Source organism: Streptosporangium sp. NPDC006013, assembly GCF_040614275.1.
GTDB lineage: Bacteria > Actinomycetota > Actinomycetes > Streptosporangiales > Streptosporangiaceae > Streptosporangium.
In genome coordinates, this window is the sequence record NZ_JBEXUE010000251.1 from 1 (window position 1) to 14,598 (window position 14,598).

9 protein-coding genes are annotated in these 14,598 nt (G+C 71.1%); 5 read left to right on the forward strand and 4 right to left on the reverse strand.

What is annotated here, in order from left to right; translation table 11 throughout:
- Positions 1–158: 158 nt before the first annotated feature.
- Both ABZ260_RS31085 and mscL read right to left on the reverse strand, forming a co-directional pair.
- The gene (locus tag ABZ260_RS31085; RefSeq protein WP_355624938.1) at positions 159–818 is read right to left on the reverse strand and encodes a hypothetical protein; all 660 of its coding nucleotides are present in this window, start codon (positions 816–818) and stop codon (positions 159–161) included.
- A gap of 69 nt (positions 819–887) precedes the next feature.
- Positions 888–1,316, reverse strand: a complete 429-nt coding sequence (gene mscL, locus ABZ260_RS31090) for a large conductance mechanosensitive channel protein MscL (protein ID WP_355624940.1) — start codon at positions 1,314–1,316, stop codon at positions 888–890.
- A 229-nt stretch (positions 1,317–1,545) separates the two neighbouring features.
- Between mscL and ABZ260_RS31095 the strand changes: the two genes are divergently transcribed.
- The 4 genes from ABZ260_RS31095 (at position 1,546) to treZ (ending at position 11,311) form a co-directional block, all read left to right on the forward strand.
- Complete coding sequence (locus tag ABZ260_RS31095) at positions 1,546–4,890, forward strand: BTAD domain-containing putative transcriptional regulator (protein WP_355624942.1); 3,345 nt, start codon at positions 1,546–1,548, stop codon at positions 4,888–4,890.
- A gap of 117 nt (positions 4,891–5,007) precedes the next feature.
- Entirely contained in the window at positions 5,008–7,113 is a 2,106-nt protein-coding gene (gene glgX / locus ABZ260_RS31100; RefSeq protein WP_350966062.1) for a glycogen debranching protein GlgX, read from the forward strand.
- Positions 7,106–9,580, forward strand: a complete 2,475-nt coding sequence (gene treY / locus ABZ260_RS31105; RefSeq protein WP_355624944.1) for a malto-oligosyltrehalose synthase — start codon at positions 7,106–7,108, stop codon at positions 9,578–9,580. Before glgX ends, treY begins: the two co-directional genes overlap by 8 nt.
- Positions 9,581–9,583: 3 nt before the next feature.
- Positions 9,584–11,311, forward strand: coding sequence for a malto-oligosyltrehalose trehalohydrolase (treZ, locus tag ABZ260_RS31110; protein ID WP_355624946.1), 1,728 nt, complete (start codon positions 9,584–9,586; stop codon positions 11,309–11,311).
- A 207-nt stretch (positions 11,312–11,518) separates the two neighbouring features.
- On the opposite strand, the gene ABZ260_RS31115 is transcribed toward treZ, so the two are convergent.
- Together ABZ260_RS31115 and ABZ260_RS31120 are read right to left on the reverse strand one after the other, a co-directional pair.
- Complete coding sequence (locus tag ABZ260_RS31115; protein WP_355624948.1) at positions 11,519–12,043, reverse strand: sigma-70 family RNA polymerase sigma factor; 525 nt, start codon at positions 12,041–12,043, stop codon at positions 11,519–11,521.
- 140 nt (positions 12,044–12,183) lie between these two features.
- Positions 12,184–13,098, reverse strand: a complete 915-nt coding sequence (locus tag ABZ260_RS31120; RefSeq protein ID WP_355624950.1) for a MerR family transcriptional regulator — start codon at positions 13,096–13,098, stop codon at positions 12,184–12,186.
- Positions 13,099–13,250: 152 nt separating this feature from the next.
- Here ABZ260_RS31120 and ABZ260_RS31125 point away from each other — a divergent pair, with 152 nt between their 5' ends.
- Positions 13,251–14,540, forward strand: coding sequence for a deoxyribodipyrimidine photo-lyase (locus tag ABZ260_RS31125; protein ID WP_355624952.1), 1,290 nt, complete (start codon positions 13,251–13,253; stop codon positions 14,538–14,540).
- Positions 14,541–14,598 lie beyond the last annotated feature (58 nt).

Here is a 14,598-nt window from a genome sequence, read left to right on the forward strand (position 1 = left end):
GCGTAAAAAGAGCCCGCAACCACCGCGCCCGAGCAGGCCGGAGGCCGGAATCACCAGACGGCAACCAAGACGGCCGGCCGGAACACCCGCCCACCGCAGCGGGCACGGTGAGCAAGCCGCGCAGCGGGCACGGCGAACAACCCGCGTACCCGAACGAGTCAGACGAGACGCCAGTCGTGCCGCTCCAGGAAAGCGCGCTCCCCAGTGGCGTACTCGGTGAAAGCAGTCTGAACCGCCTCCAGGTCGGGAACATGGGTGCGGAACATCCGGTCCCGGACGCTGTCCTTGTACTCCAGCTCGTAGCCCGAGATCTCCGGGGAACTCTGCACGAAGTGCTCGCCGAACACGACCAGTGCCGTGAACGGGTTCTGCGGTGACATGGTGGCGAGCGCGTCGGAGATGAGCTGAAGGTCGGGACCGACCACGATCATCCCGTCGCCGGTACGCATCTCCATGGTGGGATAGACGCCTCGTGGAGACAGGTTGTGCACCAGGCCGCGCTGCGGGTCGTAGCAGACCAGTCCGCACTCGGCGGCCAGGGCGAAGACCTCGGACGCCACCTCGTCGGCCCGTTCCAGGTCCACGGTCACCAGGGCGAAGGCCGCGGAGAGCGGCTCGGCCTCGGGAAGCCGCTCGACGAACGCCGCCACCCCCGGGTGGGTCTCCGCGGGCTCTTGCTCCCCGGAGTGGGGAGCCCCCGATTCGGGGCGGGGGCTCGCGCCATGCGGCTTTCCATGACGGAACGTATGGAAGACGTTCTCAGCGTGTTCCCTGGTGATCGGCTTGGGCTCGTGCCAGACGGCCAGTTCGAAGCTCACGCTTTCATTGTCCTCCGAAGGATTCTCCCGGCCGACCGGAAGGCCGTACCGCCCCGGAGAAGAAGACGCCTACGCCGGGGGCCTGTCGGCGATGGGGATCTCCGACAGCACCGCGGTGCAGAACGCGCAGCGCCTGGCAGCGACCGGGATGTCGCTGAGGCACTCCGGGCATTCCTTCTCGGTGGCCTCCTTGTTCCGGTCGAAGTAGCCGATCAGCCGGGTCATCGGCATCACGACGAGCCAGTAGATGACCGCGGCGATGATCAGGAAGCTCAGCAGGTGGTTGATGAAGTCGCCGTACATGAACTTGGCGCCGTTGACGGTGAACACGTAATCCGAGAAGTCCGGCTCCCGGCCGCCGGTGACCGCCCCGATCAACGGCGTGATGAGGTCCTTGACCAGAGCCTGCACCAGCCCGCTGAAGGTCGCCCCGATCACGACCGCCACGGCCAGCTCGACGAGGTTCCCTCTCAGCAGGAACTTCTTGAATCCACCCATTCCTCATGTCCTCCACTCGTAAAGAAGGGCCGCTGCCCGGGGAGGGCGGCGACCAGAGCTCCGCTGTTTTCCGGCAGTCCACCGGAACCCCCTGATGGGTGGTCTGGACGGAGGGTAACGCGTCCGATTGAGAATATGCGGAGCTGGAAGCCTCGGGACTGTTACGGGTTGGACGGGACAGCTGGTGTGAAAGGTTAATATCGGCGCAGTTCGCGAGCGAGGTGGCCGGATGGACTTTCGTGTGCTTGGCCCGGTCGAGGTGATCGCCGACAGCGGGGCGGTACTGGACATCGGCCCCTACCAGCAGCGGCTGGTGCTGGCGATATGCGTCCTCGCGGCCCCGCGACCGGTCGGGCCGAACCGGATGATCGACGCCTTATGGGAGGACGCCCCTCCTCCGGGGGCGCTCAACACCGTGCAGGCGTACGTCTCCAAACTCCGTCGCGTCTTAGAGCCGGGCAGGCCGAGAGAGGTGCCCCCGAAGGTCCTGGCCAGCAGGCCGGGAGGCTATGTCCTGGACGTCCCCGCCGCCGCGATCGATCTGGGCAGGGTGCGGAGGCAGGTGGCCGAGGGCAGGAGCCTGGGCGCGGCGGGAGATCACGAGGGGGCGGTGCGGGAGCTGCGGCTGGCCCTGGGGGAGTGGAGCGGAGAACCGCTTGACGGTCTCGCGGAGTCCTTCTGGGCGGCGGAGGAGCGCGCGCACCTGGTCGAGCTGCGGCTGACGATCGAGGAGGACCTGGCCGAGGCGGAGCTCGCGCTCAGCCGGGGAGCGGCGGTGACGAGCGGGCTGGCCAAGCTGGTCGCCGCCCATCCGTTCAGGGAGCGGCTGCGGACGCTCGCCGCCCACGCGCTCTACCAGGCGGGACGGCAGGCGGACGCGCTCGGCCTGCTCGCCGAGGGACGCCGGTTGCTGATGGAGGACCTGGGGCTGGAGCCCGACCCCCGGTCGAGGGAGATGGAGCGGCGCATCCTCGGGCAGGATCCCGCGCTGCGGCCCAGGCACACGGCGAAGCACGCGGGAAAGACAGCCGTCGTGGCGGAGGCGACCGGTGCCGAGCGGGCGGCAGGGGCGGCGGAGCCGGCCGGGCTGGAGAATGGCACCTGGCTGGTGGGCCGGCAGGCGGAGGCCGGGGTGCTGGAGCGGGCGGTCACCGGAGACGGGCACCGGGTGGTGCTGCTCGCCGGGGAGCCGGGCATCGGCAAGACCAGCCTCGCCGAGTACGCAGCCGACGTCGCGCGGGCGCGGGGCCGGCGGGTGGTGTGGGGCCGCTGCTGGGACGGCACCGGCGCGCCCCCCTTCTGGCCCTGGACGCAGGCGGTGCAGGACCTGGTCGGCAGGGACGGCGAACTGGCGCAACTCGCCGGAGCCAGAGCCAGAGCCGGGACCGGGAGCGGGAGCGGGAGCGGGACCGGGCAGGCTGGACAAGAGGGGCCGGCCGGGCAGTTCGAGTTGTACGAGGCGTTCGCCCGGCTGCTGAACGAGCACGGCCGGGTGCTGGTGGTCCTCGACGACCTCCAATGGGCGGACACCTCCTCGCTGCGGCTGCTGGAGTTCCTGGCCTCCACCCGGCTCTGCCCGGAGCTGACGGTCGTGGCCACGTACCGCGACACCGACGTGCGCCCCGGCGAGCCGCTGGAGCACACCCTCGGCGTGCTGCTCCGGCTGCCGCACGTGCGGCGGCTCCTGCTGTGCGGTCTGGCGGAGGAGGAGATCCGCGAGTATCTGGGACGGGCGGGCGCCGACCCGGGGCGGGCCGGGGAGATGGGCAGGCTGACCGCGGGCAACCCGTTCTTCCTGGGCGAGGTGCTACAGCTGGGGGAGACCCCCGAGGCGCTCTCGGACGTGGTGCGCGGCCGGATGGCCCACCTGCCGCCCGACACCGAGGAGGTGCTGACCGTCGCGGCGCTGCTGGGCAGGGAGGCGGCGACCGACATCCTGACGCGCGTGGCGGAGTTGCCCGAGGGGCGGGTTCTCGACATCGTCGACGCCGCGGTGGGTGCCCGGCTGCTGGTCGAGGGGGAGGGGCCGAGCTGCCGGTTCGTCCACGACATCGTCCGCGACGTGCTGCGCGAGGCACTGCCGCCGCTACGCCGCAGGAGGCTGCACGCGCGGATCGCGGAGGTGCTGGAGGAGCGGAGCGGGACGCGGCTGACCGAGATCGCCCACCACTGTCGCGAGGGCCTGCTGACCCCTGCGATGGCGGGCAGGGCCATCGGCTACACCCGGCGCGCGGCGGCCCAGGCGACCGCGCAGTTCGCCCACGAGGACGCGGTGGAGGGCCTGGAACGGGCGATCGCGATGATCGACCGGCTGCCCGGATCCGACGGCGCGCTCCGCTGCGATCTGCTGCTGGACCTGGCCGAGGCACAGGCGGCCGCGGGGATGAGCAGCGCGGCCCACGCCTCGCTGGAGGCCGCCGCGCAGGCCGCCGAAGGGCTCGGCGACGACAACCGGCTGGCCAGGGCGGTGCTGGGATTCTCCAACCCGATCTATCTGGCCATGTACGAGGAGATGACCGGGATCGACAGGCTGGCCGAGCGCATCGACCGGGTGCTCGCCTCCGACCTCGCAGAGGGCTCGCCGTGGCGGGCCCAGCTGCTCGCCGCCGTCGCGCTGACCGGCTCCACCGGCCGGCCGGTCGAGCGGAGCGTGGCGATGGCGGAGGAGGCGGTGCGGCTGGCCCGCCGCGCCGGGGAGGACCGGACCCTGTCCAGGACGCTGATCGCCCTGGAGATCCTGCTGCGGTCCGGCCACGACCACGACCACCGGCGGGCGGTCGTCGCCGAGATCGTGGACATCGGCCGCCGCACCGGCGACCTGGCCACCGAGTGGATCGGCAGGGAGAACGAGTACGTCGAGCTGAACGCCCAGGGCGCCGCAGGCCCCGCCGCGGAGCTGCTGGCCTGGCTGCGGGAGAGCGCGGAGAGGCTCCGGCTCCCCTCGGCGGTCAGCCTGGCCGCCTGGCAGAGCGCGGTCCACGCCTACCTGGCCGGGCGGTTCGCGGACGCGCTCGCCGCGGCCGACGCGTCCGGCGCGGCTCACCCGGAGGGCGCGCTGGGCAGGGGCGACGCGCTGCTGCGGCGGGAGACGTTCCGCTTCCTCTCGCTGCGGGCGGCGGGGGCGGCGGGCGAGGCGCTCGCGCTCTCCGATGAGATGCTCGCCCACCGTCCGGGGCAGATCCCCTGGCGGCTCCTGCGCTGCCTGGCCCTGATCGACCTGGGCAGGGCGGACGAGGCGCGGGAGGACTTCGCCGAACTCGCCCGCGACGGCTTCGCGGCACTCGGCCCCGAGCTGGCCTACCGGTTCGTACCGGACGCCGTCAGCGAGATCTGCGCGGCGCTCGGCGACGGGGTCGCGGGGAAGCTCCTGTACCGCAGGCTCGCCCCGAACGCGGGACGGCTGCTCGGCTGGTCGCTGACCGACCTGTGCCTGGCCCGGCTGGCCCTGCTCGACGGTGACGAGGAGCGGGCCGGGGCCCACCTGCGGGCGGCGGAGGCGTTCGCCGCCGGGGCGGGGCTGCGCGTGTACGAACCCGCGATCCGCGCGCTGGCCCATGAGCTCCGCCCGGCCTGACCCCGGCCCGTCCAGGCATGCCGTCGGGCAACTCCGAGATCACTCTTGCAGGAATGGAGATGTGCGCATGTCCAGGCTGAGACGGGGCATATCTGTTCACCGCTGAAGGGCGGTGCAATGATCGAGATCTGGCCGGGTGATCCCTATCCTCTCGGGGCCACCTACGACGGCGCGGGGACCAACTTCGCGCTTTTCACCGAGGCCGCCGAACGCGTCGAGCTGTGCCTGTTCGACGAGGAGAACCGGGAGACACGAGTCACCTTCACCGAGTGCGAGGGCTTCGTCTGGCACGGCTACCTACCCGGCGTCGGTCCCGGGCAGCGGTACGGCTACCGCGTGCACGGCCCGTACGACCCGCGGAGGGGACAGCGGTGCAATCCGGCCAAGCTCCTGCTCGATCCCTACGCCAAGGCGATCGAGGGGGACGTGAACTGGGACGAGGCGGTGTACGACTACCGCTTCGGCGATCCGGAGAGCCGTAACGACGCGGACTCGGCCGCGTTCGTGCCGCGCTCCATCGTGATCAACCCGTTCTTCGGCTGGGGGCACGACCGGCCGCCGAGCACCCCGTACCACAACACGGTGATCTACGAGGCGCACGTCAAGGGGCTGACGATCAACCACCCGAAGATCCCCGAGCGGATCCGGGGCAGCTACGCGGCGATCGGGCATCCGGAGATCATCGATCACCTGACCGCGCTCGGGGTGACGGCGATCGAGCTCATGCCGGTGCACCAGTTCGTCACCGACCACGTCCTCGTCGAGCGGGGGCTGACGAACTACTGGGGCTACAACAGCATCGGGTTCTTCGCCCCGCACAACGCCTACTCCAGCACCGGGCAGCGCGGCGGGCAGGTGCTGGAGTTCAAGGCCATGGTCAAGGCCCTGCACGAGGCGAACATCGAGGTCATCCTCGACGTGGTCTACAACCACACGGCCGAGGGCAACCACCTGGGCCCGACGCTGAGCATGCGGGGCATCGACAACGCCGACTACTACCGTCTGGTCGACGACGACAGGCGGTACTACCTGGACACCACGGGCACCGGCAACAGCCTGTTCATGCGCTCCCCGCACGTGCTTCAAATGATCATGGATTCGCTCCGCTACTGGGTCATCGAGATGCACGTGGACGGTTTCAGGTTCGACCTGGCCGCGACGCTGGCGCGGGAGCTGCACGAGGTCGACCGGCTGAGCGCCTTCTTCGACCTGGTCCAGCAGGATCCGGTGCTGTCACAGGTCAAGCTGATCGCCGAGCCGTGGGACGTCGGCCCCGGCGGCTACCAGGTGGGCAACTTCCCCGCCAGGTGGACCGAGTGGAACGGCATGTACCGCGACACGATCCGCGACCTGTGGCGGGGTGAGCCCGCCTCGCTGCCCGAGTTCGCCTCCAGGCTGACCGGCTCCAGCGACCTCTACCAGGACGACAGCCGCCGCCCCGCCGCCTCCATCAACTTCGTCACCTGCCACGACGGGTTCACCCTGCAGGATCTCGTCTCCTACAACGGCAAGCACAACGAGGCCAACGGTGAGGACAACCGGGACGGCACCGACGACAACCGCTCCTGGAACTGCGGTGAGGAGGGGCCCGCCCCGCTGGCCGTCGAGTCCCTGCGCGAGCAGCAGAAGCGCAACTTCCTGACCACTCTTTTCCTGTCCCAGGGCGTTCCGATGATTTCCCACGGCGACGAGTTGGGCCGCACCCAGCGGGGCAACAACAACGTGTACTGCCAGGACAACGAACTGAGCTGGGTCGACTGGTCCGACGTCAGGGAGAACTGGCTGCTGCTCGATTTCACCCGGCGGCTGGCCAAGCTCCGCGCCGACCACCCGGTCTTCCGGCGGCGCAGGTTCTTCTACGGGCGGCCCGTACGAGGCTCCGAGGAGAACCTCAGCGACATCGCCTGGCTCACTCCGAGAGGGGAGAAGATGACCGATGCCGACTGGAACGTTGGCTACGCCAGGTCGCTGGCCGTCTTCCTGAACGGTGAGGCCATCACCGAGCCCGACCGCAGGGGGCGGCAGATCGTCGACGACTCGTTCCTGCTGCTGTTCAACGCCCACCACGACGTCATCAAGTTCACCCTTCCGAAGGACTACGGTGAGATGTGGCTGACAGAGATCGACACGGCGATGCCGATCACGGTTGACACCCGGGTCTGCCGGGCCGGAGAGAGCGTGCCGGTGGTCGGCCGCTCGGTGAGGGTGTTGCGCCGTGTCTGAGCCCATCACGCAACCCACCCCCGAGCCCGCTCCCCTGGAGCCCGCGCCCACTGTGGTCCCGCCCGAGCCGGTGCCCACTGTCGTACCGCGAGAGCCGGTGCCCGGTGTGATCCCGCCGCAGGTCGCCCATGGCGAGGTTCTGCCGGACCCCGGGGCGGCACTGTTCGGCGAGGACGTGCCAGAGCCGGCGGAGCTCCCCGAGGAGGTACCCGAGCCGCCGCCCTCGCCCGGCTCCTACGAGGTGCCGGTCTCGACCTACCGGCTCCAGCTGACCCCCGACTTCGGGTTCGACAAGGTGGCCGAGCTGGCCCCGTACCTGCGGGACCTGGGGGTGAGCCACGTCTACCTGTCGCCGATCCTGCAGGCCGTGCCGGAGTCGCGGCACGGCTACGACGTGACCGACCACTCGCGCGTCCGCGCGGAGTTCGGCGGGGTCGAGGGACTGCGGGCGATGTCGGCGACGCTCGCCCAGCACGGGATCGGCATCGTCGTCGACATCGTGCCCAACCACATGACGGTCCCGGTGCCGGAGTCGGGCAACGCGCAACTGTGGTCGGTGCTCGCCGAGGGGCAGAAGTCGCCGTACGCGTCCTGGTTCGACATCGACTGGGCCGGCGGCGACGGCAAGGTGAACATGCCGGTGCTCGGCGACTCGGGGGAGGTGGTGGCCGATGGTGACGTGCTGCGCTACCACGACCACGTCTTCCCGCTGCCGGACACCAACTACCGGCTGGTCGACTGGCGGCGCGGGCCCGGCTACCGCCGGTTCTTCGACGTGTCCTCGCTGATCGGGCTGCGGGTGGAGGACCCGGAGGTGTTCGACGCCACGCACGCCGTCATCCTCTCGCTGGTCCGGGAGGGGATCATCCAGGGGCTGCGGGTGGATCACCCCGACGGGCTCGCCGAGCCGCGCGGCTACCTGTCGCGGCTGCGCGCCGCCTCGGGCGTGTGGACCGTGGCGGAGAAGATCCTGATCGGCTCCGAACGGCTGCCCGCGGACTGGGAGTGCGACGGGACCACCGGCTACGAGGTGCTCAACCGGATCACCGGGCTGTTCGTCGACCCGGCGGGAAAAGAGCCGCTGGTGGAGCTGTTCACCCTGCAGACCGGCATGCCCGCCGGCTACGCCACGGTGGTCCGCGAGTCCAAGGCGGAGGTGCTGAGCCTGTTCTTCGCCTCGGAGATCGACAGGTTGCACGCCGTCGTCGGCTCCGACCGTCGGACGCTGGTGGAGCTGCTCGCCGCGATGCCGGTCTACCGGGCCTACGTGGTGCCGGGCGAGCCGGTGCCCGAGGTCTCGGCCCAGATCGTCGAGGAGGCCGGACAGGTCGCCGCGGGGCGGCTGCCCGAGGGCGCTCCGGTGGCGGAGGTCGTCCAGCGGGTGCTGGCCGGGCCCGCCGAGGCGGTCGCCCGCTTCCAGCAGACCTGCGGCCCGGTGATGGCCAAGGGGGTGGAGGACACCGCCCTCTACCGCTGGTACCCGCTGTCCTGCCTGAACGAGGTGGGCGGCGAGCCCGACAGGTTCGGCGAGCCGATCGAGGAGTTCCACGCGTTCTGCCGACGGATGCCGCCGGGCACGATGACGACGCTGTCCACCCACGACACCAAGCGCTCGGAGGACGTGCGGGCCCGGCTGGCCGTGCTGTCCGAGCTTCCGGAGGAGTGGGCGGCGGCGGTCGGCGAGTGGTCCTCGAAAGTCTCCTTCGACCCGGCCCTGGACTACCTGGCCTGGCAGAACCTGATGGCCTCCTGGCCGATCGGCCCCGACAGGTTCTTCGACTACCTGTTCAAGGCGGCCCGCGAGGCCAAGACCTCGATCTCCTGGGCCACCCCCGACCCGGCCTACGAGCGCGGCATCCGCGACTTCGTCGCCCGGGCCGTCGAGGAGTGCGGCGCCTCGATCAAGGAGTTCACCGCGCGGATCGAGCCGTACGCCAGGTCCAACTCGCTGGGCCAGAAGCTCGTCCAGCTCATGCTGCCCGGCGTGCCCGACCTCTACTGGGGCAACGAGATCACCGACTTCTCCCTGGTCGACCCGGACAACCGCCGCCCGGTCGACTTCCCGCTGCGCCGCCGGATGCTCTCGGCGGCCCAGGCTCACGCGAGCCAGGCCCACCCGGAGCAGGCACACCCGAGTCCCGCCACCGAGGGCCTGTCATGGGACGAGGCCAAGCTGGCGGTCACCAGCCGGGCGCTGGACCTGCGGCGGAGGCTGGACCCCGCGGCACCGTACGTCCCGATCGAGGCCGGAGAGCACGCGATCGCCTTCGCCAGGGGGGAGCGGGCGGTGGCGGTGGCCACCCGGCTGCCGGTCGGCCTGGAGCGGCGCGGCGGCTGGGGAAGCAGCACGCTCACCCTGCCGCACGGTACCTGGCGGGACCTGCTCTCCGGTGTCGAGCACACCGGCAGGATCCCGCTCGCCCACCTGCTCTCGGTCCACCCCGTCGCACTCCTGGAAAGGGACTGACCCATGTTCGAGGTCTGGGCGCCACGGGCGACGGCGGTGGACGTGGAGATCGGCGAGGTCCGCCACCCGATGTCGTCCGCGGGCGGCGGCTGGTGGTCCGCGGAGGTGCCCGGTGCCGGGCACGGTACCGACTACCGGTTCCGGCTGGACGGGGGCGAGGCGCTGCCCGATCCCCGTACCCGCTGGCAGCCGGAGGGGATCTTCGGCCCGAGCCGGGTCTACGACCACGACCGCTTCGAGTGGGGGGACGCCCTGTGGCGGGGGCGTGACCTGCCGGGCTCGGTCATCTACGAGCTGCACATCGGCACCTTCACCCCCGAGGGCACCTTCGACGCGGCGATCGGCAGGCTGGAACACCTGGCGGAGCTCGGCGTCGACTTCGTGGAGATCATGCCGGTGCCGCCGGTGCCCGGCGGGCGCAACTGGGGCTACGACGGCGTGGACCTGTGGGCCGTCACCGACAACTACGGCGGCCCCGACGGGCTCAAGCGCCTCGTGGACGCCTGCCACCGGCGCGGGCTCGGGGTGATCCTCGACGTCGTCTACAACCATCTCGGCCCCTCGGGCAACTTCCTCGCCCCCTTCGGCCCCTACTTCCACTCCAGCGCCTCCTCCTTCTGGGGGCAGGCGGTCAACCTGGACGGCCCCGGCTCCGACGAGGTGCGCGCCTACTTCGTCGGCAACGCGATGCAGTGGCTGCGCGACTACCACATCGACGGTCTGCGACTGGACGCCGTGCACGCCCTGCGCGACGACCGGGCCGTCCACCTGCTGGAGGAGATCGCCGCCGAGACGGAGGCGCTGTCGGCGGCCGTGGGCAGGCCGCTGACCCTCATCGCCGAGTCCGACCTCAACGACCCCCGGCTGATGACCCCCCGCGAGGCCGGGGGGTACGGTCTGGCGGCCGCCTGGAACGACGATGTCCACCACGCCCTGCACGTGGCGGTGAGCGGGGAGCGGCACGGCTACTACGACGACTTCTACGGGGCACTGCCCAAGGTGCTGACCCGCGCCTACTACCACGACGGGACCTACTCGTCCTTCCGGGGGCGGTCCCACGGCCGGTCGGCGGCCCACCTGCCCGGCTACCGCTTCGTCTGCTGTGCGCAGAACCACGACCAGATCGGCAACCGCGCGGAGGGCGACCGGCTGGCGCCCGAGGCGCTCCGGCTGGCCGCCGGGCTCCTGCTGACCTCGCCGTTCACCCCCATGCTGTTCATGGGGGAGGAGTGGGGCACGCGCACGCCGTTCCTGTTCTTCACCGATCACGTCGAGCCGCACCTGCGCGAGGGCGAGGCCGACCGGCGGCGGCGGGAGTTCGTCGGCTTCGGCTACGACGACTGGGCGGAGAAGGCCCCCGACCCCGGCGAGGAGCTGACGTTCCTGCGCTCCAAGCTCGACTGGAGCGAGCTGGACGACGACGCCCACCGGGCCCATCTCGACTGGTACCGGGCCCTGATCGCGCTGCGCCGGGCACACCCCGAGCTGACGGACCCGAGACTGGATCGGGTCCGGGTCGACCACGGCGAGTCCTGGCTGGTCGTCCACCGGGGAGGGCTCAGGGTGGCGGCCAACCTCGGTCCGGTCCCGCTCACCGTCAGGCTCGGGCCAGGACGGTCCGCGCCCGGCCACATCCTGCTCGCCTCGGAGGCGTCGGCGACGGTGCGGGGAGAGGAGCTGTCCCTGCCCGCCCGCTCCCTCGCGGTGGTGAGAGTGAATCCGCCCGGCTGACCGCCGCGGTGGCCACAGGCTCAGTCGGTCACCCGGCGCCCGCCTGAGCCACCACCCGCCCCGCCTGCCGGTAGGCCGCGGGGTGGTGGGCCGGCAGCCACATCTTGTGCCGGGCGTGGAAGGACACCGGGTCCCGGGGGCGCCGGTCGCTCTTCAGCAGCGCGCGCGGAGCCGGGGGTGGGCGAAGATCCGCTCCATGACAGCCGTTCACGCCGCGGCCGGGGTGAGGATGTCGGACAGGCGGCGCAGACCGCGGGCGGTACGGGCCTTGACCGTGCCGAGCGGGACGCTCAGCCTCTCGGCGATCTCCCGCTGGGTCAGGTCGCCGTAGTAGGCCAGTTCGATCGCCTGGCGCTGTGACTCGGGCAGCTTGGCCAGCGCCCGGCGCACCTGGTCGCGCTCGGCCATGCCGTCACCGTCGACCCTGCCGTCGTCGCCGGCCGGATCCGCCACCACGTCCAGCGGCACCGTGCGCAGGGTGCGCATCCGAAGCTGGTCGACCGCGCGCTTGTGCGCGATGCCGAGCATCCAGGCGGGGAGGCTGCGGGCCGGGTCGAAGCGGTGCCGTGACCGCCAGACCTCGGCGAACACCACCTGCTGAAGATCCTCGATCTCCTGCTGCGGTACGAATCGCCGCAGGTAGGAGCGGATGAGGGGGCCGTGGGCGCGGAAGCACTCGGCCAGGGCCGCATCGTCGCCCTCGGCGAACCGGATGTTCAGGGTGTCCGTCATGACGCCTCCGCTCACCGAGAAAACTTATTCAAAACCTATTCATATCTGGCCGGTCGACGTGATCGCAAGCAAGGACACGGTGGCACGCCGATCAACGGGAGGGAGAAGGGGGATCCGGCCCGCTGGCAGAAAGGCCGAGCTCAGGCCAGGGCGGCGAGGACGCGGGTGAGCGCGTCCTGGAACGACGTGACGTGGGGAACCGACGTCGGCAGTCCCTCCCGCCAGCCCATACCGCCCGCGACGACCAGGCTCGGCGGGCGGAGCACGGGCAGCGACGCGAGCGGGGCGGGGTCACCGGTGGTGGGCAGCTGGGACCAGACGAAGACCACCGAGGGGCCCAACCGGCGCATCGCGTCCGCCAGCGCCGGGTACGGGGTCCTGGCGCCCAGCACCCGGGTCTCCACCTGGTGGTCGATGGTCAGCGTGGCGGCCAGTGCGTAGATCGGCAGGCTGTGCTGCTCGTCCTCGGCGCAGGCGAGCAGCACAGGGCGGGTGCTGACCGGCCGGGCAGGGCGTGCGGTGAGCCGGATCAGCGCCGCCAGCAGCCGGTCGGAGAACAGATGCTCGATCTCGACGCTCGCGCCGCTCTCGGCCTGGCGGTCGCAGATCGTCTCGAAGACCGGCATCACCAGCCGCTCCCAGGTCCACGGCACGCCATGCCTGGCCAGCGACGCCTCTATCCAGTCGTGGACGGTTCGGCTGTCCAGCGTCATCGCCGCCCGCGCCAGCATCGCCGCCGTGGGGATGCCGGGCCGCTCCGCCAGGGGGAAGAAGGGGATCTCCTCGGTGCTCACCTCCGGAGCCGCCGCTGGGACGGTCTCGACCCGCAGGACCTCCCGTGCCGCGTCGGAGGGGGGAACCCCGCTCCTGATGAGCCGGTTCATCTCCTCCAGGCGCCACAGGTCGCGGGTGTCGTAGCGTCGATGCCCCCCGGGGCTCCGGCGGCTCGGGCCCACGCCGTAGCGTAGGTTCCAGGTCCGCAGCGTGGGGGCGGGCACGCCGAGGCGTCGTGAGACGGCGCCGATGCCGTATCCCGGCTCCTCATCAGCGGTCACCTGTCGCTGCTTTTCCATCTCATCCCATTTCAAGCCCGCTACTGCCGTACCAGCGTGACAGGCGACACGAGCGGTCGCTCCCTGGACATTCCTTCGAGTTCCGAGCCCCCGGCGGATGCAACCGGCGGAGCGTGACCCGGCGAAAGGAAAACGTGACCGATACTGTGATCGTTTTGTTCAGCCGCGACCTCCGGGTGCACGACCACCCGGCGCTCGCCGCTGCGTGCGAGCGCGCACGTCATGTCATACCACTCTTCGTCATCGACCCCGACATACCCGCTGGCAACCGCCTGGGATTTCTCGCCGAATGCCTCGCCGACCTGCGCGGATCGCTCCGTGAGCGGGGCGGTGAGCTGGTCGTGCGCCGGGGTGATCCGGTCGCGGAGACGATGCGCCTGGCGGGGGAGTCGAGGGCCGGGGCGGTCCACGCCACCATGGACGTCAGCGCCCTCGCGCGCCGCAGGCAGCGGCGCCTGGCGGCGGAGTGCGAGCGCGCGGGGGTGGAGTTCCGCACCTTCCCCGGCCTGACGGTCGTGCCGCCGGACGCGCTCAGGCCGTCGGGCGGCGGTGACCACTACCGGGTCTTCACCCCCTACTGGCGGGCCTGGAGCCGGCGACCACGCAGGGAGGTGCTCAAGGCGCCCGGTATGGTCCGTGTCCCCGAGGCCCTGAGCCCCGGCAGGTTACCCGAACCCGGGCATGAGACGTACGAGCTGTTCAGGGGTGGTGAGACGGTCGGGCGCCGGAGGATGGAGCAGTGGTTGAGACACTGCGTGGACGACTACGCCGACGGCCACGACGACATGGCGGGCAACCGCACCTCCAGGCTCAGCCCCTACCTGCGCTTCGGCTGCGTCTCGCCGCTGGAGCTGGAGTCGCTGGCCGGGGAGGCCGGGGACACCGGCGAGTTCGTCAGGCAGCTGTGCTGGCGGGACTTCTTCCATCAGGTGACACGGGCCTTCCCGCGGATCAACCGGGACGACTACCGCCCGCGCGGGCACGAGTGGCGCGACGACGACCACGCGGCGCAGGCGTGGAAGGAGGGCATGACCGGAATCCCCATCGTGGACGCCGGGATCCGGCAGATGCTCGCCGAGGGCTGGATGCACAACCGGGCCCGCCTGATCGTGGGCTCGTTCCTCGTCAGGCGGCTGCGGGTCGACTGGCGTGTCGGGGCCGACCACTTCTTCGAGCGGCTGCTCGACGGCGACGTGGCCAACAACTACGGCAACTGGCAGTGGGTCGCGGGGACCGGCAACGACACCCGGCCCAACCGGCCCGTCAACCACATCCGGCAGGCCAAGAGGTACGACCCGGACGGCGAGTACGTCCGCCGCTACGTCCCCGAGCTCGCCGCGCTGCCGAAGCGGATGATCCACGAGCCGTGGAAACTGCCCTCGGGCGTCCCCGGCTACCCCGCGCCGCTCGTCTCGGTGGACTGAAGTGAGTGCTCCGGTGCCGAGAACCCCGCCGGTGGGCGGTCTTTCCGGCCGGAAAGAC

Excerpts from the sequence above, each read along its gene's own strand:
- mscL (WP_355624940.1), bottom strand. The coding sequence starts at position 1,316 with ATGGGTGGATTCAAGAAGTTCCTGCTGAGAGGGAACCTCGTCGAGCTG.
- ABZ260_RS31095 (WP_355624942.1), top strand. The coding sequence starts at position 1,546 with ATGGACTTTCGTGTGCTTGGCCCGGTCGAGGTGATCGCCGACAGCGGG.
- glgX (WP_350966062.1), top strand. The coding sequence starts at position 5,008 with ATGATCGAGATCTGGCCGGGTGATCCCTATCCTCTCGGGGCCACCTAC.
- treZ (WP_355624946.1), top strand. The coding sequence starts at position 9,584 with ATGTTCGAGGTCTGGGCGCCACGGGCGACGGCGGTGGACGTGGAGATC.
- ABZ260_RS31115 (WP_355624948.1), bottom strand. The coding sequence starts at position 12,043 with ATGACGGACACCCTGAACATCCGGTTCGCCGAGGGCGACGATGCGGCC.